The organism is Williamsia sp. Leaf354 (genome assembly GCF_001424365.1).
In the GTDB taxonomy this organism is placed as follows: domain Bacteria; phylum Actinomycetota; class Actinomycetes; order Mycobacteriales; family Mycobacteriaceae; genus Williamsia_A.
Genome location: NZ_LMPL01000005.1, coordinates 295690 through 313783 on the forward strand (window position 1 = coordinate 295690; position 18094 = coordinate 313783).

Annotated in this window: 18 protein-coding genes; 5 read left to right on the plus strand and 13 right to left on the minus strand. The window is 69.3% G+C overall.

The window, feature by feature from the left end; all coding sequences use genetic code 11:
- Positions 1-6: 6 nt before the first annotated feature.
- The 4 genes from ASG12_RS18060 to ASG12_RS18075 form a co-directional block, all read right to left on the minus strand.
- Positions 7-1191: an acyl-CoA dehydrogenase family protein gene (locus tag ASG12_RS18060; RefSeq protein ID WP_055792680.1), complete on the minus strand. Its 1185-nt coding sequence runs from the start codon at positions 1189-1191 to the stop codon at positions 7-9.
- The gene (locus tag ASG12_RS18065; RefSeq protein WP_055792683.1) at positions 1192-2910 is read right to left on the minus strand and encodes an acyclic terpene utilization AtuA family protein; all 1719 of its coding nucleotides are present in this window, start codon (positions 2908-2910) and stop codon (positions 1192-1194) included. It lies immediately after the preceding gene.
- Complete coding sequence (locus ASG12_RS18070; RefSeq protein ID WP_055792686.1) at positions 2910-3716, minus strand: TIGR03084 family metal-binding protein; 807 nt, start codon at positions 3714-3716, stop codon at positions 2910-2912. Before ASG12_RS18070 ends, ASG12_RS18065 begins: the two co-directional genes overlap by 1 nt.
- A gap of 70 nt (positions 3717-3786) precedes the next feature.
- Positions 3787-4710, minus strand: a complete 924-nt coding sequence (locus tag ASG12_RS18075) for a PaaI family thioesterase (protein ID WP_055792689.1) — start codon at positions 4708-4710, stop codon at positions 3787-3789.
- Positions 4711-4762: 52 nt separating this feature from the next.
- Between ASG12_RS18075 and ASG12_RS21910 the strand changes: the two genes are divergently transcribed.
- From ASG12_RS21910 to ASG12_RS18095, 4 genes are all read left to right on the plus strand, one after another.
- Entirely contained in the window at positions 4763-5152 is a 390-nt protein-coding gene (locus tag ASG12_RS21910) for a hypothetical protein (protein ID WP_055792692.1), read from the plus strand.
- A 65-nt stretch (positions 5153-5217) separates the two neighbouring features.
- Positions 5218-5829, plus strand: coding sequence for a heme ABC exporter ATP-binding protein CcmA (ccmA, locus tag ASG12_RS18085; RefSeq protein ID WP_055792695.1), 612 nt, complete (start codon positions 5218-5220; stop codon positions 5827-5829).
- Entirely contained in the window at positions 5826-6995 is a 1170-nt protein-coding gene (locus ASG12_RS18090; protein WP_156378173.1) for a DUF6297 family protein, read from the plus strand. The genes ccmA and ASG12_RS18090 overlap by 4 nt, the downstream gene beginning before the upstream one ends.
- 81 nt (positions 6996-7076) lie before the next feature.
- On the plus strand, positions 7077-7949 hold the full coding sequence (locus ASG12_RS18095) for a DUF559 domain-containing protein (protein ID WP_055792701.1): 873 nt from the start codon (positions 7077-7079) through the stop codon (positions 7947-7949).
- A gap of 16 nt (positions 7950-7965) precedes the next feature.
- Here the strand turns inward: ASG12_RS18095 and ASG12_RS18100 are convergent, their stop codons facing one another.
- Genes ASG12_RS18100 through ASG12_RS18140 form a run of 9 tightly spaced genes read right to left on the minus strand, consistent with a single transcriptional unit; the run spans position 7966 to position 16512 of the window.
- A complete protein-coding gene (locus ASG12_RS18100) occupies positions 7966-8838 on the minus strand; it encodes an SDR family NAD(P)-dependent oxidoreductase (RefSeq protein ID WP_235457490.1) in 873 nt (290 codons plus the stop codon).
- The gene (locus tag ASG12_RS18105) at positions 8828-10441 is read right to left on the minus strand and encodes an acyl-CoA synthetase (protein WP_055792704.1); all 1614 of its coding nucleotides are present in this window, start codon (positions 10439-10441) and stop codon (positions 8828-8830) included. The genes ASG12_RS18100 and ASG12_RS18105 overlap by 11 nt, the downstream gene beginning before the upstream one ends.
- 12 nt (positions 10442-10453) lie before the next feature.
- Entirely contained in the window at positions 10454-11713 is a 1260-nt protein-coding gene (locus tag ASG12_RS18110; RefSeq protein WP_055792706.1) for a hypothetical protein, read from the minus strand.
- A 12-nt stretch (positions 11714-11725) separates the two neighbouring features.
- Complete coding sequence (locus ASG12_RS18115) at positions 11726-12277, minus strand: hypothetical protein (protein WP_055792709.1); 552 nt, start codon at positions 12275-12277, stop codon at positions 11726-11728.
- Between the two features lie 5 nt (positions 12278-12282).
- Positions 12283-12483 (minus strand): ferredoxin, encoded by a 201-nt coding sequence (locus tag ASG12_RS18120; RefSeq protein ID WP_045823830.1) that lies wholly within the window; start codon positions 12481-12483, stop codon positions 12283-12285.
- Between the two features lie 14 nt (positions 12484-12497).
- On the minus strand, positions 12498-13844 hold the full coding sequence (locus ASG12_RS18125; RefSeq protein ID WP_055792712.1) for a cytochrome P450: 1347 nt from the start codon (positions 13842-13844) through the stop codon (positions 12498-12500).
- Positions 13844-14656, minus strand: a complete 813-nt coding sequence (locus tag ASG12_RS18130) for an SDR family oxidoreductase (protein ID WP_055792715.1) — start codon at positions 14654-14656, stop codon at positions 13844-13846. The genes ASG12_RS18125 and ASG12_RS18130 overlap by 1 nt, the downstream gene beginning before the upstream one ends.
- On the minus strand, positions 14657-15868 hold the full coding sequence (locus ASG12_RS18135) for a cytochrome P450 (RefSeq protein WP_055793822.1): 1212 nt from the start codon (positions 15866-15868) through the stop codon (positions 14657-14659).
- A gap of 35 nt (positions 15869-15903) precedes the next feature.
- Positions 15904-16512 carry a TetR/AcrR family transcriptional regulator gene (locus tag ASG12_RS18140; protein WP_055792718.1) on the minus strand — a complete coding sequence of 203 codons (609 nt, stop codon included), beginning with the start codon at positions 16510-16512 and terminating at the stop codon, positions 15904-15906.
- 64 nt (positions 16513-16576) lie between these two features.
- Between ASG12_RS18140 and ASG12_RS18145 the strand changes: the two genes are divergently transcribed.
- Positions 16577-18067, plus strand: coding sequence for an aldehyde dehydrogenase (locus ASG12_RS18145; RefSeq protein WP_055792720.1), 1491 nt, complete (start codon positions 16577-16579; stop codon positions 18065-18067).
- Positions 18068-18094 lie beyond the last annotated feature (27 nt).

Here is an 18094-nt window from a genome sequence, read left to right on the forward strand (position 1 = left end):
TGCCCTTCATGCCTGGTATCCGAGTCGTTTCGCGGCGAGGCCGGTGAGGATCTCGGTGGTGCCGCCGCCGATGCCGATGATGCGCATGTCGCGATACTGCCGTTCGATCTCCGACTCGGCCATGTAGCCCAGCCCGCCGAAGAGTTGGACTGCTTTGTTGGCCACCCATTCACCCGCCTCCACGGCGGTGTTCTTGGCGAAGCACACCTCGGCGATGAGATCGTCGGACCCGCGGCGGGCCGCGCCCTGTTCCACAGCGACCTTCCGGTCGACGACCGCGCGGGTGTAGGTGCGGGCGATGTCGATGCGGCGTGCCATCTCGGTCACGCTGTCCTGCACCGACTGTCGGGCGATCAGCGGTTTGCCGAAGGTCTCGCGCGTGCGGACCCATTCGAGGGTGATGTCGAGACACCGCTGCGCGCTGGCGTAGGCCTGGGTGGCGAGCCCCGCGCGTTCGGTGACGAACGCCGCGGCGATCTGGGTGAAGCCGCTGTTCTCGGCGCCGACCAGATTGGCCACCGGGACGCGGGCGTCGACGAAGCTGAGTTCGGCGGTGTCCGAGCAGCGCCAGCCCATCTTGTCGAGTTTGCGACTGACCGAGAATCCCGGTGTGTCGGTGTCGATCACGAGCAGCGACACACCGCCCGCACCGGGGCCGCCGGTGCGGACCGCGGTGACGATGAAGTCGGCGCGGACCGCGGAGGTGATGTAGGTCTTCGCGCCGTTCACCACGAAGTGGTCACCGTCGCGCACGGCTTTCGTGGTCAGGTGACCGACGTCGCTGCCGCCACCGGGTTCGGTGATGGCGAGGCTGCCGATCTTCTCACCGGCCAGCGTCGGCCGGACCCAGCGGTCGATCTGGTCGGGGTCGCCGGCGGCGATGAGGTGGGGCAGCGCGATGCCGTGGGTGAACAGCGACGCGTAGATGCCGCCGGCCGCACCGCGCTCGTGCAGGACCTCCCCGGCGATGGTCGCGTCGACGAGGTCACCGCCCGAGCCGCCCACGGCCTCGGGGAACCCGACGCCGAGCAGTCCGAGCTTGGCCGCCTCGAGGTGCAGTTCGCGCGGGATGAGTCCGTCGCGCTCCCAGTCGTTCTGGAACGGCAGGATGTGCCGTTCGACGAATCCGGCGACGGTGCTGCGCAGTTCGCGGCGCTCCGGGGTGTCCCAGGCGGGTGTCGCAAGACTCATTCAGATGACCTCGAATCGTTGGGGGATGTCGACCACGCGGGAGCGCAGCCATTCGCCGAGACCCTTGCCCTGCGGGTCGAAGCGCACGTTGTCGGCGACGCCGCGGCCGAGGATCTCCTCGACCACGAAGTTCACCGCGAGCAGGTTGGGAAGGCGGTACCGGGCGATCCGCAGGTGCTCGGTCTCGGGGAGCAGTCGGCGCAGCGCGTCGACGGTGAGCGTCTCCTCGAGCCAGGCGTAGTGTTCCGGATCGCGCACCCACACACCGATGTTGGCGCTACCGCCCTTGTCGCCGCTGCGGGCGCCGGCGATCAGCCCGAGCGGCGCCGGCGTGGTCGGGCCCCAGTCGCGGACGGGTGACGCCGTCTCGGGCGCATCCGGGGTCGACGGGCCGCGCAGCGGACTGGGCTCGATCACCGTCACCGAACCGTCGGGAAGCGTCACCCGGTGGTGCACGGCGTCGGCGGGGACGTACCCCGGCTCGAACACACCGTAGGGAGCGCCCTTGCCGGGCGGGGCGGTCATGGTGAACCCGGGGTAACTCGCCAACGCCAGTTCGACTGCGGCGGCGGAGAAGTGACGACCGACGACGTCGGCGTCGCGACTCTTGCCGATGACCCGCAGGAGTGCACTCGACTGCGCCTCGGTGGCGCCGTCGGCGCGATCGGTGCGCGACAGCTCCCAGGTGAGGGTCTCGGGTTTCGTCGCCAGCGACGACTCGAACTGTTCGGTGACCAGGCGCGCCTTGGCATCGATGTCGAGGCCGGTGAGCACCATGGTGACCTCGTTGCGGAATCCCGCGAGCATGTTCAGCGACACCTTCAGGTCCTCGGGCGGCGCCTCGCCCCGCACGCCGCTGATGCGGACGCGGTCTGTGCCGACCTGTTCGAGCGCGATCGAATCCATCCGCGTGGTCACGTCGGGCCCGAGATATCGGGGGCCGGTGATCTCGTAGAGCAGCTGCGCGGTGACGGTTCCCACCGTGACCGCTCCCCCGGTGCCGGGGTGCTTGGTGATGACCGAGCTGCCGTCGGAGGCGATCTCGGCGATCGGGAAACCCGGTCGCGAGAGGTCGTCGATCTCGGTGAAGAAGGCGTAGTTGCCGCCGGTGGCCTGGGTTCCGCACTCGATGACGTGGCCGGCGGCGACGGCGCCGGCCAGGGCGTCGAGATCGTCGTGGCGCCACCCGAAGTGGCTCGCGGCGGGGCCGACCGCGAGCGATGCGTCGGTGATGCGCCCGGTGACCACGATGTCGGCACCGGCGTCGAGGGCCGCGGCGATCCCGAAGGCCCCGAGGTAGGCGTTGGCGGTCAGCGGCGTGCCGAGGCCGAGCTCGTCGGCCCTCTCGACGAGGTCGTCGCCGTCGACGTGGGCGATCGCCACCGTCACGCCGAGGTCGGCGGCGAGTTCGCCGAGATCGGCGGCCAGGCCCTTCGGGTTGAGGCCGCCGGCGTTCGCGACGATGCGCACGCCGCGTTCCTGGGCGAGGGCGAGGCACTCCCGCATCTGCCGCAGGAAGGTCGAGGCGTACCCGCGGGACGGGTCGCGCAGCCGGTCGCGGCCGAGGATGAGCATGGTCAGTTCGGCGAGGTAGTCGCCGGTGACGAAGTCGAGCTCACCGCCGTCGAGCATCTCGCGCATCGCCGAGAAGCGGTCGCCGTAGAAGCCCGACGCATTGCCGATCCGTACCGGTGCGATGGTCGTGTCGTGGTTGGTCATCACTGTCCTGCCGTCGAGTCGGCGCCCAGCGGTGCGCGGCCGGTGCCGGGTGCGCCGGCGAAACACTGTGCGATCTGCGACCATTCGACGGCGTCGGCGCCGCTGATGGCGAGATCGAGGTCGGCCGCGGCCCGGCGTTGGGTGACCAGGCGACAGAAGTCCTCGGCGCTGCCGGTCACGCGGTTGTCGGCGTCGGCCGGACCCCACTCCCACGTGGCGCCGTCGGGTGCGGCGAGTTCGACGCGAAGCGGTGTGCTCGGCGGCGTGCGCCCGTGGAGGATGTAGGCGAAGTCCCGTGTGCGGACGCCGATGTGGGCGACGTTGCGCAGTCGCGAAGTCGGCGGGCGTCGCACTCCGAGCGTGTCGGCGACATCGAGTCCGTGGGCCCAGGTCTCCATGATGCGGGCCGTCGCCATCGACGCCGCCGACATCGGTGGCCCGAACCACGCCAGTTTCGTGCCGTCGGGGACCGACACCAACGCCTCGGCGACCGCCGCACGGCCTTCTCGCCACCGCGCCAGGAGGTCCGCCGGTGCGATCTGCGCGGCCTCGGCGGCGCCGTCGTCGACGAACGTCGCCGGGTCGTTCGCGGCGACGACGAGCATGTCGTCGAATCCGCTCGGATCGGTCGCCGAGAGTGTCGCCATCCGGTCGGTCCACCAGAGGTGGCCGATCTGGTGGGCGATGGTCCAGCCCTCGGCGGGGGTCGGGGTCGCCCACCCGGTGGCATCGAGTCCGGCGACCAGGTCGTCCAGCGACGCGGCCTCCGCGGACATGTCGGCCACGAGGTCGTGCACAACGCTCATGGGTCGAGGGTCACAGGTGTCCCCATAAAAAGCAAGCACGCTTGCTTGTTTTGGCGCCGGGCGCGCTCGATCAGCCGAACCGCACGTTCGCGGTGGCGCTCGCGAGCAGCGTCCCGTCGGCCTGGGTGAACGTCGCCGAGACGGCGCCGAGACGTCGACCGATCCGCTCGGGGCGCGTGGTGACCAGCAGGTCGCCCGCGTCGAGGGGCGGCGATCGGAAGAAGTCGACCGCGAAGTCGGTGATGGTGTGGGTCTGGCCGGGCGCGGTGTGGGCCTGCCCGGCGAGCGAGCAGCCGTGGGCGACGATGGCGGCGATGACCCCGCCGTGCATGGTGCCCAGCGGGTTGGCCATCCACGGTGCGGGCGTGCACACGACGCCGGGTCCGAGGCCGCGGGCGGGATCGCCCGGGGTGATCGACAGCGCCAGGAGTTCGGCGAGAGGGCCGGAGGCGAGCCGACCGCCCGCGACGGCCTCGACCACCTGGGCGCCGGTGAGTGCGGGATCGATCCGCGGCGGCGCATCCGTCGCGGTGCCGAGGGTGTCGGGGACCGCGCGTCCGGCGTCCGCGCCCTGCGGGTCACGACCGCGGGCGAGCAGATCCGGATCGAACACGCGCCCCGTGCGGGCGTTGCGGACGAGGACCGATCCGCGCAGGCGACCCGCCGGATCGGTCACCTCGACCGTGGTCAGGCCGAACTGTCCGCCGTCGTCACGCAGCGTCGCCTCGGCGGTGAGCAGCCCCTCAGGCTCGATGGGGTCACCGGCGGTCGCGAACGCCAGACGGGCCTGCACCACGCCGCGGTCGGGGCCGGTGGCCACCACGAACGGACCGCCGCCGACGGTGTCGACCAGGACCGCGTAGGCGGCGAGCTCGATCCGTCCGCGGTGGTCGACCAACGCCGGGCCGAGACGTTGGTGCATCGTCGCGACGGTGCCCGACGGGGCGTCGCCGCCGACTCCGAATGCGGCCAGGGCGTCCACGGGGGATGTCATGGCTACACTCGTATCCCACAGCGGTTCGGACCGACGATCGGGGAGGTGGCGAATGAGGGAGAGAACACACTCGCCCGCGTCCCGCACACCTGCCGCGCTCCTGCCCGCCACATCAGCGATCGCGACCGCGGTTCTCGCCGGCGCATGGTGGCTGACCATGATCGGCCTCACCACGCCGACACTCCCGCACATCGGAGTCGCGGTGACATCGGCCGCGTTCGGAGCCGCCGTCGTCGCGGTCGCATCGCACCCGCACGTGCGATCACTGTTGTCGCGCTGGGTGTTCCGACAGATCACGCGAGGCAGAGAAGTCCTCCCGCCGGGCGTGAGCCAGAGGTGGGCCCGTGCCCACACCGCGGTCCGTTCGCCGGCATCCCATGAGCTCGCACTCGTGCGGGTCGCTCGTCCCCGCGCGCCCGGTCAGGTGTTCATCACCGCCTGACCGCGACTCTCGCTGCGTCAGGTGGCCCCTTCCCACCCCTGACCCCACGCACCGAAAGTCCTGCCGTGTTGCACATCGACCGTCTCTGCCTGTCCGCCGGTGACAGTGACCTGTTCACCGATCTCACCCTTCGTCTCGAGGCAGGTCGCTGCCTCGCCGTCACCGGAGCCAACGGTTCCGGGAAATCGACACTCCTGCGCGCCATCGCCGGTCTCCGGCATCCCGATTCGGGCACCGTCACCGTCGACGACGTGGTCGCCGACGACACCGACAGCCGGTTCCGTGCCCTCGTGGCCGTCGAACTCGGTGACGACGCCACGTTCGCCGAACTCACGGTGGCCGAACACCTCCGACTCGTCACCGCGGCCCACGAGACCGATGACGACGCCGTGGCCGACGTCCTCTCCGATGCGGGTGTCGCCCATCTCGCAGACCGCTTCCCCCACACGCTCTCGACCGGTCAGCGACAGCGGTTCGCCCTGTGCGCGGCGTGGATTCGACCGGCACGGCTGATCGTGCTCGACGAACCCGAGGCCGGCCTCGACGTGGCCGGACGGGACTGGGTGGCGCACCGGATCGAGCGGGCTGTCGCCGAGGGACAGTCGGTCGTCGTCGCCACCCACAGCGCCGAGCTCGTGGAGCGGTGCGCCGACGCGACGGTGACGGTGGGCCGATGAGCGTCACCCGCGACGACGCCCCCGGGATCGTGCTGACGGGCGCGGTTGTCGCCGGTTTCGGGTGGTACCTCCTGCAGCCCGAGCGCGTCGCGTCGGTGATCGGTGTCGCCCACGGCATCGCCCACCCGACGGTGGTGCTCGTCGGGTGGGCGATCGCGCTGTGCGCGCTGGTGGTCGGGACCGCGGTCTGGTGGTGGGGGCCGATCCGACTCTCCCGCGCCGAGGCGATGTGGCACCTGACCGGTCCGGGCGATCGCGGACCGGTTCTCGCGAGCCGTCGTCGGAGCGCCGTGGTCGCCGCCCTCCTCGGTTGCCTGGTGACCGCCGCCATCGTCGCCGTCCTGGACTGGTCGTCGACGCCGGCCGTCCTCGGCGCGGGTGTCGTGGCCGCGGTGATGATCGTCGCCGCCGGCACCTGGCACCAGCATCGATCGAGCGACCGCCTGTCGGGTCGACCACGACGGGGGCGTCAGCGGTGGGCACCGGCCCTGCTGCACCGCGACGCGTTCGCGCCCGACGACGGCTTCATCGCCGCGGCGCGCCTGGCCGCGGTCACGCTCGATTTCAGTTGGATCGACACGGCGCGAGTCGTACGGTGGCAGCTCGGCCATGCGTGGACGCGCAGCCGACGGCTCGGCGGCGGTCGTATCCGCGCGATGATCCTCGCCGATGTGCTCCGATTGTCCCGTCGGCGAGGCGATCTCGCGCTCAGTGTGGTGGTGCTCGCGGTGACCGTGGCCCTACCGTCGACGCTGTACCTGACCTCGATCGCGCCGGTGGTCGCGACGGTCCTCGCCTATCGCGCCGGCTGCGCGTGGGCGTGCGGACTGCGACGACTGACCGAGGTCCCGGCGTTGCGGCGGGCGCTCGGCGGGTCGGACCCGGAGGTGACCGCGATCCACGCCGTGGTCCCGGTGTCCGGCGTCGTACTGTGTTGCGCTGTCATGGCCCTCACCTGGCAACTGTCGCTGCCGGCGGTGCTCGTCGTCGCCGTCGGATCGGCGTTCGCGACGGTGCGTCGCGCCACCCGCCCCGACCTCCCGTTCGACGCCCCGGTGTACGTGACCGGCCAGGGAGGCGCGACGCAGCCACTCCTGCTGCTGGCGATGGTCCGCGGGCTGGTCGCAGTGGTGGTCACCAGCCTGCTCGCCGTCCTGATCGGGTGAGCTGTCAGCAAAGTTTCCCACTCAGCGGGAAACTCTGCTGGCCAGTGGAACCGAGTGCGCGTCCACGAAGTCGAAGAGGTCATGACCCCCGAGATTCGGGCGCTGTTGGTCGCGTATGACGGCGTCATCACTCGTCACCAAGCACTCGGCGCGGGACTGAGCAGTTCGGCGATCGGACGACTCATCGACAGCGGAACCTGGCAGCGCGTGGGCAACGGCGTCTACTTCGCGGCCGACAGAGCCATGTCGCATCGCGCACGGATGCGGATCGCCTGTGCGAGAACGGGGATCCGCGCGGTGCTGTCCGGTCCATCCGCGGCGTGGTGGCACCGACTGGAGTCGCGACCGCCCGAGACGGTCACGGTGACCGCGCCGCGCTCGCGACATTCCGCGCGCATCCCCGGGGTGAGCGTGCTTCTCCGGGACCTCCACGACATCGATATCGTGGATCGGGCAGGTCTGACGGTGACGTCGGTCCCACTGACGGTTCTCGACGCCGCCGGGGTCACCGGCAGCAGGGTGCTGGACGCCGCTCTCTTACGGGGCCATGTGTCACTCGAGCAGCTCGTGGCCGCGCATCGTCGCTACCCGGGACGGCGTGGCGCAGGATTGTCGGAGCGCATGCTCTCGGCCGCAGCCAGCGGCGCTCGATCGGAGGCCGAACGACTCCTGCTCGACCTCCTGCGTCGATTCGCGATCGGCGGCTGGGTCGGCAACGAGACGGTGTGCGGGTACCCCGTCGACGTGATGTTCGCCGAACAGAAGGTGATCGTGGAGGTCGACGGGTTCGCATTTCATTCCGATGCGCACGCGTTTCAGCACGATCGAACCAGGCAGAACGTACTGGTCGCGAACGGGTGGACGATTCTGCGTTTCACCTGGGCCGACCTGACGGAGCGTCCGGACCACGTTGTCGCCCAGATCCGGTCGATGGTCAGCAGAAGTTCCCGCTGAGCGGGAACAATGCTGACTATGTCGCCTGGCCGGCGAAGGCGGCGTGGATCTCGTCCGGGGTGTACGGCGGGGTGTCGGTGTGGTCGCGGTAGGCGATCAGTGACATCGGCGACGGTCCGTGGCGGCCGATGACGTTGCCTGCGGCGGTGAAGATCTCCCCCGTCACGTCGGCGGCCGCATCGGAGACGAGGTAGGCGTAGAGGGCTGCGACGTAGTCGGGCGGCGCGGGGTCGGCCGCCATGGCGTGGACGCCGGGATCGAGCACGCCGCGGTCCCGGAGATCGTCGATGTGCGCGTGGTAGTCGGGACCCGTCGACAACCGGGTGCGGGCCCCGGGCATCACGACGTTGACCCGCACACCGGTCGAGCGGAGATCGGCGGCCACCGCCGAGGCGAGCGCGGCCACGGCACCTTTCGCGGCCGGGTAGCCGGTGCCGCCGAACATGCCCGACGCCGCCGCCGACCCCGACAGCACGATCGAGCCGTGGCGCTGGGCCACGAAGACCTCCGCGGCGGCGCGGGTCAATTCGAAGGCGCTGACGAGGTGGGCGTCGATCTGTGCCGCGAACTCCTCGGAGTCGATCGTCAGGATGCTCGAGCCGGGCGGTTCGGCGACACCCGCGCAGTTGACAGCGCCGTCGACGCGTCCGAAATGCTCACGCGCCGCGTCGAGCATCGCGAAGGCCACACCGGGCCGGGCGAGTGACCCCACGACACCGACCGCACGACCCCCGCCGGCCGTCACCTCGGCGACCGCGGCGCCTAGCACGTCGTGTTCGCGTCCGTTCATCACCACCGAGGCGCCCTCGGCGATCAGCCGGTGCGCCACCGCGAGGCCGATCCCGCGGCTCGAACCACCGATCACGACGACGCGATCGTCACTCGCCACGATCGTCCCGCGCCGGGTTCTGTGATGTCGAGACCGACTGCGCCCAGCGATAATCGGGCTTGCCGCTGGGAGTCCGTCGGATGTCGTCGACGAGCCACCACACGCGGGGAACCTTGTATCCGGCGAGTGTCGTGCGCAGGTGAGCGGCCACGACGTCGAGGTCGATGGGGCCGCGCGCGGCGACCACCGCGGCCACCCGGTGTCCGTAACGGTCGTCGGGGACACCGAGGACCGTGGCGTCGCCGACCGACGGGTGCGACTTCAGCACACCTTCGACCTCTTCGGCGAACACCTTCTCGCCGCCGGTGTTCACCACCTGCGACCCGCGTCCGAGCAGGGTGATGGCGCCGTCGGACTCGAGACGCGCACGGTCGCCGCTGACGACCATCCGAACACCCTCGTGTTCGCGGAAGATCGCGGCCGTCTTCACCGCATCGCCGTGGTACCCGATCGGTAGGTGCCCGGTCTTGGCGAACCACCCCTCCCCCGGCCCGGTCAGGGGTGCGCCGTCGTCGTCGATCACCGTCGCGCCCCGACCCGCCGGCACCCGCGGACCGCCCGCGTGGTCGGCGGTGACGAACCCCGTGTCGGCCGCCGAATAGACCCGGATGCCACCGAAACCCGTCTCCGACGAACCGATGGAGTCACTGATGGCCACGGTGGGCACGAGCTCCAACAGGCGCGCCTTGAGCGCCGGGGAGAACAGTGCGGCACCGGAGCTGACCGCCAACAGACTCGACGTGTCGACCGGATCGCCGGCGTCGGCGCGCGCCACGAGCTCATCGATCAGGGGCCGCCCCATCGCGTCACCGGTGATGACCATGATGTTCGGCCGACACCGGTCCACCACCCGCCATACCCGCGACGCGTCGAACCGGGCCTGCAGGATCACGGTGTTGCCGGAGAACAGGGCGCCCAACGTCGGCATCAGACCCGAGACGTGGATCAGCGGCGGCAACATGAGGAACCGCATGCCATCGGCACTGTCGGCCGCGCGCGCCGACTGCGCCCACTCGTCGGGCAACGGCTCGCCCGAGTAGAAGTCGATGCCGCCGCCGAGAACCCGCCACATGTCCGCCTGGCGCCACATCACGCCCTTCGGGGCCCCCGTGGTCCCACCGGTGTAGAGCAGGAACAGGTCGTCGTCGCTGCGGTCGACGGGCTCCCGGTCCGCCGAGTACCCCTGCAGTTGCTCGTCGAGATCAGGGCCGGTGACGATCACCGTCGGTCGGATGTCGCCCGCGAGCGTGGCGGCCTCGTCGGCCACCTCGGCCCATGCACGCTGGGTCACCACCGCCACCAGCCCGGCGTCGGAGTAGATGTGGGCCGCCTCGTCGGGTCGGTACCGGTAGTTGACGTTCACCGGGACCGCACGGATCTTGTAGGCGGCGAGGAACACTGCGAGAGCATCGATGTCGTTGTGCATGTGCACGCCCACGTGATCGCCCCGACGGACACCACGGTCGGCCAGCAGACGCGCCCAGCGGTTGGCCCTGCTCTCGAGCTGCCCGTAGGTGTACTGGGCGTCGCCGTCGATGACCGCCGGCCGGTCGGCGACGGCATCGACGGCGTGCTCGAACAGATCGGCCAGGTTCTGCGCCACGGGAGACCTCTCCTAGACCGGGGTGATCGACAGGGGCGTGATCGATCCGGGCGCACCGCGATCGTCGAACCGGAAGCTCGCGCCACCGCTGAACCGGACCACGGCGACCTCCTTGCGTTCGCGTTGCTCGGCGCCCCACCCGATGTCGACCGTGAGGAAACCGTCGTCCACGCGGGCGCCCTGCACGACCCAGTGCGGATCGACCGCGGTCGCGATCGCCTGCAGCGGCAACAGGTTGTCGGGGTCGAGATGGACGAGCCAGCTCCCGTCGGCGACGGCGGCGCTGCCCTGGGGGATGCGCACCGACACGATCGCCTCGGCGCCGTCACCCTCGGCGATCACCCCGAGGCCCACGTACTGCTCCGGTCCCAGGGCCGGGTGCAGCGACAGCACCCGCGCCAGACCGGCTGCACCGCTGTCGATCCCGAGAGCCGACCGTATGCGCTCCGCGGTCAGTCCGGCGATACCGGTCACCGCCTTCACGACGAGTTCGCGGGCGTGTTCGGCCGATGTACGACGCGACACCGCGCCGATGAACCCCATGATGAGCAGCTGGTGCTGCACCGCGACCTCTTCGGCCGTGCGCACGAGTGTGCTGTGCGCCCAGTCGCGGAACTGGAGATCGTCGAGCAGGTCACCCGAGTAGTCGTTCCACCCCTTCTCCGAGTGGTCGATGGCCGAGAGCTCGAGATCGGCGGCACGGGTGGCGAACATCGCGTGGGTGTAGTCCGGGAGATCGAGTTCCTCGCGGTCGGGTTCGATGGTGACGAGCCACTCGCAGTGCGGGGTCCGGTTCTCCGGACGGCGGGGCGGTCGGTGCACCGGGCGGATGCGGGCCCGACGGTTGGTGGCGATGGCCGTGGCGTCGAACGTCGGGTCCTCGATGTCGTGGCACATCGCGGTCACGTAGTCCTCGCCCATCGGTTCGACGTCCATCAGGGCGCCACAGTGGTCGAGCACGAAACTGCCGTGGTACTCGTCGACCACCGAGTAGCGGAAGTCCATGAACTGCGGCGGGGCACCGATGTCGAGCTGCAGGCACTTGAACATGTCCACGACGCCGTCGCCGTCGACACCCATGGCGCGACGCATCCGCGCGGTGTACACCGGGCTCGCGGCCATCCACTCCTCGATGGCCACCTGCGCCATCACGTCCCGACCGAAGTCGCCGATGACGTGCGCCATCGCGCTGCGGTCGATCAGCTGTCCCGCCAACAACAGTTCGGGGACGAGTGTCGCGAGTTCGTTCTGCGACAGTTCGGAATACGACACGTCAGGCGTTCCTCACCACATCGGGACGGGGGTCTTGCCGAGCGGGTACCAGCCCGGCAAGCGTTCGGTGGCGTTCGCGACGCGGTTCATCCGCGCGCTCATGCCCTCGGTGAGGACACCGTCACCGATCATCTCCATGAACAGCGCGACGACGTTGCCGTAGTCGAAGAAGTCGCGTTGCCAACGGAATTGGAAGTCTCCGCCGTATTTGAACCAGCTGCCCTGGATGCCCTCGAGCGCGTAGCGGGTACCGTCGGCGCGCTGCCCGTCGAACACCTGCTTCCACAGTCCCAGCATGTCGCCGGTCTTCTCGTCGATGACCCACGACTGGTAGGGGTAGGTCCAGCCGTCGAGTCCGTCCATCTCGTATCCGATGGCGTAGTCGCGGATCTCGTCGCGACCGACGGCCATGAAGTCGTCTTTCGGTCCGTAGTTCCACCCGTAGGTCGCGTCCTCGGTGTAGAACTCGGCGAGGTTGCGCCAGTCCCCTGCCTTCTCGCCGTCTCGGTTGGCCTGCAGCCAACGTTCCACCATCTCGTCGAGCTCTGCGCGTTCGAATGCCATGGTCGTCAATCCTTCTCATCGTCGATGATGCGTAGGGCCTGGGTCGGGCAGTACTGGACCGCGCGCTCGACGGCGTCGCGGTGCGATGCGTCCGGCGACGCGTCGAGGATGTCGACGGTGTCGACCTGTGCCCGGAAGATGTCGGGGGCCTCCATCTCGCACATGCCGTGCCCCTGACAGATGTCGCGATCGACCTCGATCCTCACCGTCGCCTCTCCCGTCACCTGGTGCGCCGCCGGTACCGGACCCGGCACGGCTGCTGGAGCTGGACCACCATCTTCGAGTGGTCGTTGCGGTAGGAGTCCGCGGGTTGCGCCATCTCGAACTCGTAGTTCTGCAGCAGTACCGAGAAGATCGCCTTGAGCTGCATGATGGCGAATTGCGCTCCGACACAACGGTGTCGGCCGGCGCCGAACGGGATCCAGGTCCACCGGTTGGCGATGTCCTCCTGGCGAGGCTTCTGGTAGCGGTCGGGGTCGAAGGCGTCGGGATCCGGGAAGTCCTCGGGCAGCCGGTTGGAGATCGCGGGCGAGACCGCGATCGACTGCCCGGCCGCGATCTCCACGTCCTCGATGTGGATGTCGTTCTGCACCACCCGCATGAGGATGATCAGCGGCGGGTGCAGGCGCAGAGCCTCTTTCAACGCGGCCTCCACCTTCGGCATCTGCCGGGTGTGGGCGAAGGTGTACTCCGGACGCTCGCCGGCGGGTGTGTCTCCGTAGATGTCGTCGAGCTCGGAGACCACCTGCGCCATGTAGTCGGGATGGCGGAGAAGCTCGATGAGCGTCCACGCGGCGGTGCCCGAGGTGGTGTGGTGCCCCGCGAACATCATCGAGATGAACATCCCGGTGATGGTGTTGGAGTCGAAACCGACCGACACCAACACGTCCATCAGGTCGCGATCCTCCTTGCTCTCCGGAGGGTTGGCGATCCGATCGTTCATCACCCCCTGGATGAACTCCTGCAATTCGGTGCGGGACTCGTCGCGTTTGCGGAAGCTCTCGATGTCGGCGTGGTAGTCGACGTAGGCGATGGGGTCGGTGCCCTTCTCCAGGTCGTGGAAGAGGTGGGCGATGTGACCGTTGAGCTGCTCACGGAACTTTCGTCCGATCAGGCACGCCGACGACGTGTAGAGGGTCAGCTCCGCGAAGAACTCCAGCAGGTCGATCTCGCCCTCGTCGCCCCACTCGGCGATGATCCGCTCGACCTCGTTGGGGATGGTGATCGCGTGCTGTTTCATGTGCTGCGCCTTGAGCGCCGAGTTGTGGATCGCCTGCGACCGTTCCTCGGGACTCGCGTCGAACACGACTCCCTCACCGAAGATCGGCGTCATGAACGGGTAGGCCGCCGCCTGATCGAGATCCTCCTCCGGGGCGCGGAAGAACTCCTCGTTGGCCGTCGCCCCGGTGACCAGGACGACCTCACGGTCAGCGAGCTGGAACTGCCCGACGTCGCCGCACTCGGAGCGGATCCGCCAGAACAGGCCGATGGGATCCGAGGCGAGCTCGTCGAGGTGGCCGTGCTCACCCTCTCCCCCGGACACACGGGCGGGTTTGGTCAACGTCATCAGTTGTCTCCTTGCTGGGGGTCGTCCTGCTGGGCAGGAGCGACGATGGGCGCCTCGGCCTCGACCTCGACCAGGCGCATGTGCGAACCACGGGGCATCGTCACGACGGTCGTGATCGCGGTCGCGAGGTGGACCGGCTTGAGGAAGAATCCGTGTCGCGCGAAACCGAACGCGACCCAGTCGTTGAGCATGGCCGCGGCGGTCTCGGCGTCGAAGTTGGTGCCCATCCCCGTCATCGTCTGACCGGGCCGGACCAGGCTGGCGCGAACCCCGGTGCCCTCGAGCTCCTGACGGGCCACCAGGGCGAACGCCTCCACCCCGGCCTTGGCGGCGGCATAGGCACCCATGTGCGGTCGCGGATCGGCGGCCACGTCGGAGCTGATGAACACGAAATCCCCACGGCGACGGTCGATCATCTCCGGCACGATGCGGCGGTAGAGCTGCTGCGCCCCGAGCAGATGGATGGTGACCTGGTCGGCGAACGCGTCGTCGGACATCTCATAGGTGCGGCCCGGCCACAGATCGCCGGCGCCGGACACCACGACCTCCAGCGACCCCAATTCGGCCTCGGCTTTGGTCACGCACTCGTCGATCGAGGCGGCGTCGGTGATGTCGAGCGGGACCGCGATCGCCTCACCACCGGCGGCGATGATCGTGTCGACGAATTCCTGCGACTTCTCGACGCGGCGGGCGCCGAGGGCGACGGGATGTCCTGCGGCGGCGAGCATCACACCGGTGGCCGCGCCGATACCCGACGAGCCTCCCGCGATGAGCACGGGACGACGCTCGGGGTGTCCTGGATAACGGGGCATCTACCGCGCCTTCACGGTCATGGGGAGGTTGGCGAAACCGCGGACGTTCACCGAGTGCACGCGGACCGCCCGGTCGAGATCGAGATCGATCGTCGACGCGGACTTGACGATCTCGGCCAACGCGACGTTGGCCTCCAGTCGTGCGAGATGGGCGCCGAGGCAGAAATGCGTTCCCAGACCGAAACTCGTCAGTGCCTGCGAGCTGTCCCGTCCGATCTGGTAGGAATCCGGGTCGTCGAAGACGTCGTCGTCCCGGTTGGCCGAGCCCAGCAGCAGGAGGACACGTTGCCCGGCCGGGATCGTGTACCCGCCGTACTCGACATCGGACAGCACACGGCGCAACACGATCTGCGTCGAGTTGTCGTAGCGCAGGGTCTCCTCGGTCCACGCCGGCGTCTCCTCCGGGTCGGCCAGCACCTTCGCGAACTCGTCGGGGTTGACGTGGCCCCAGTAGATCGCGTTCGCGAGCAGTTTCGTCGTCGTCTCGTTGCCCGCGACGATCATGAGGATGAGGAACCCGATGATCTCGTCGACGGTCAACCGCGTCGGCTCACCGGTGGCCTCGTCGGTGATCTCGGCGTCGATGAGGACCGAGACCATGTCGGTGCCCGGGTTCGTGCGCCGGTCCTCGATGAGGTCCGAGTAGTACTGGGCGAGCGCGAAATATGCCTCGACGGCGGCGGGTGGGACGTCGTAGACCCCCTCGTCACGGTGGATCAGGTCGTCGGAGAGTTGACGTAGGCGGGCCCGATCCGCCTGCGGGACCACCAGCAGCTCCGAGACCACGTCCATCGGCAGCAGACCGGCGAAGTCCGACACGTAGTCGAACTCGCCCTTCTCCAGGCACACATCCCAATGCTGGTGCGTCAGTGCGGTGATCCGCTCGGTCAGCTGGTTCACCCGGTTCGGCGTGAACCCCTTCGACACCAACTTGCGGATACGCATGTGCTTCGGGTCGTCGAGGGCGAGGAACGACATCGACATGTGCGCGTCGGGGCCGTAGGCCGCGGGATCCATCGACACACCCCAGCTGCTCGACAACGCCGGGGTGTCGCGGAACGCCGCTCGGACGTCGGCGTGCTTCGACAACGCCCAGAAGTCCTTCTCCGCGTTGTAGTACACCGGCGCCTCGCTGCGCAGCCGGGCGTAGGTCGGATACGGATCCTCGTGGAACGCATAGTCGTACGGATCGAACGGGACCCGGCTCTCCATCCCCGCGGTGTCGGTCCCGCCACCGGTGCCGACGGTCACGACAGATCCTCCAGGAGGAGCTTCGCGGCGTCGGCCAGCCGGTCGGCCATGTCGGAGTAGGACCCGTAGCCCATACCCGCGCGCACCAGGGCGCCGGAGTACAGCATCTCGAGAAGCTCGATCCGCCGGTCGTCGGAGTCCATCGGCACGCCCAGCGCGGTCGCGAGACGTTCCCGGATGAAGCCGCCGACCCGCAGACGCAGATGCTCGACATCGGGGTCGGTGCCCAGCAGGGCGACCGTGACCGCGCCGGCGAGTTGGTCCTCGCCGGCGACCACGAGCGCGACGTGACGCAGCACGTCGGCCGCGCGTGCCGCCGGCGGCGACGACGTGTCGGGTTCGGGCACGGAGGTGACCAACATGCGCCAGAACAGCTCTGCAACGATGTGGTTCTTCGAGCTGAAGTAGGTGTACGCGGTCGCCGGGGCGACGCCGGCGCGCTTGGCGACCGACCGGATCGTCATGCCCTCGAAACCGTCCTCGCCCAACACCTCCCGCGCCGCCTCGGTGAGCTTGGCGACGGTCTCGGCCTGCTGGTTCGTCAGCCGACGACGCGTGGACTCATGCGAACTGGGGCCGGATTCACCGAATACGGGGGTGGACATGTCGGCAACGCTACATTAGCTTTGAACGCGAGTCCAGACACGTGTCCAGATAGGAGTTCGGCCCATGGTGCAGCCCGACGTCGCCGTACGGAACCTCCGCCCGGCGGTGAGCTCGGACCTCCTCATCGACGGGGAACTCCGCCCCGGTTCGGGCGGAACGTTCGAGATCGTCAACCCGGCGACGGAAGAGGTCATCGGCCTCGCCGCCGACGGCACCGCCGACGACATGGACGCCGCTATCGCCGCCGCCCGCACCGCGTTCGACACCACCTCGTGGTCCCGCGACCACGCCTTCCGCGCCCGGTGTCTGCGCCAGCTGCGGGATGCGTTGCAGGGCCACATCGAGGAGCTGCGCGAGATCACCATCGCCGAGGTCGGCGCGCCGGCGTTCCTCACCTCCGGTCCCCAACTCGAGGGGCCCATCAACGACCTCGGGTACTGCGCCGATCTCGCCGAGAACTTCGCCTGGGAGACCGACCTCGGCCGCGCCGAACCCATGGGCATCCCGAACCAGCGGATCATCAAGCGCGAGGCCGCCGGTGTGGTCGGCGCGATCACGCCGTGGAACTTTCCCCACCAGATCAACTTCGCGAAGATCGGCCCCGCGCTGGCGGCCGGCTGCACCGTCGTCCTCAAGCCCGCTCCCGACACCCCGTGGTGCGCGGCCCTGGTCGGCACGGTCATCGCCACCGAGACCGACATCCCCGCCGGCGTGATCAACATCGTCACCTCCAGCGACCACGCCGTCGGCGCGCTCCTGTCGACCGATCCTCGCGTCGACATCGTGTCGTTCACCGGCTCCACCGCCACCGGCAAGGCCGTGATGACCGCCGCCGCAGCCAGTCTCAAGAAGGTCTTTCTCGAGCTGGGCGGAAAGTCGGCGTTCATCGTGCTCGACGACGCCGATCTGAAGGCGGCCTGCTCGATGGCCGGGTTCAGCGTCGTCACCCATGCCGGTCAGGGGTGCGCCATCACAACCCGCCTGCTGGTCCCGCGTGAGCGCTACGACGACGCCATCCGGTACACGCGAAAGTCCATGTCCGGCCTCGAGGCCGGCGACCCGACCGACCCAGGCACCATCTGCGGCCCGGTCATCTCGGCCGTGCAGCGCGATCGGGTGGAGTCCTACATCGCACTCGCCAGGGAGGAGGGCGGGACCGTCGAGATCGGCGGCGGGCGACCGGCCAACCACCCCACAGGGTTCTTCGTCGAACCCACCCTCATCTCGGGCCTGGACAACTCCGCACGCGCGGCGCAGGAGGAGATCTTCGGTCCCGTGCTCGTGATCATCCCGCACGACGGTGACGACGACGCGATCCGCATCGCCAACGACTCGCCCTACGGGTTGTCCGGCGCGGTGTGGGGCACCGACCCCGACCGGATCGCCCATGTCGTCGACGGAGTGCGCACCGGGACCATGAGCGTCAACGGCGGCATCTGGTACGGCGCCGACGTCCCCTTCGGCGGCTACAAGCAGTCGGGTATCGGACGCGAGATGGGCGCGCTCGGTTTCGAGGAGTACCTCGAGACCAAAGCCGTCGCGACCCCGGCCTGACCGGCCTCCCGCCATCAACACCACAGC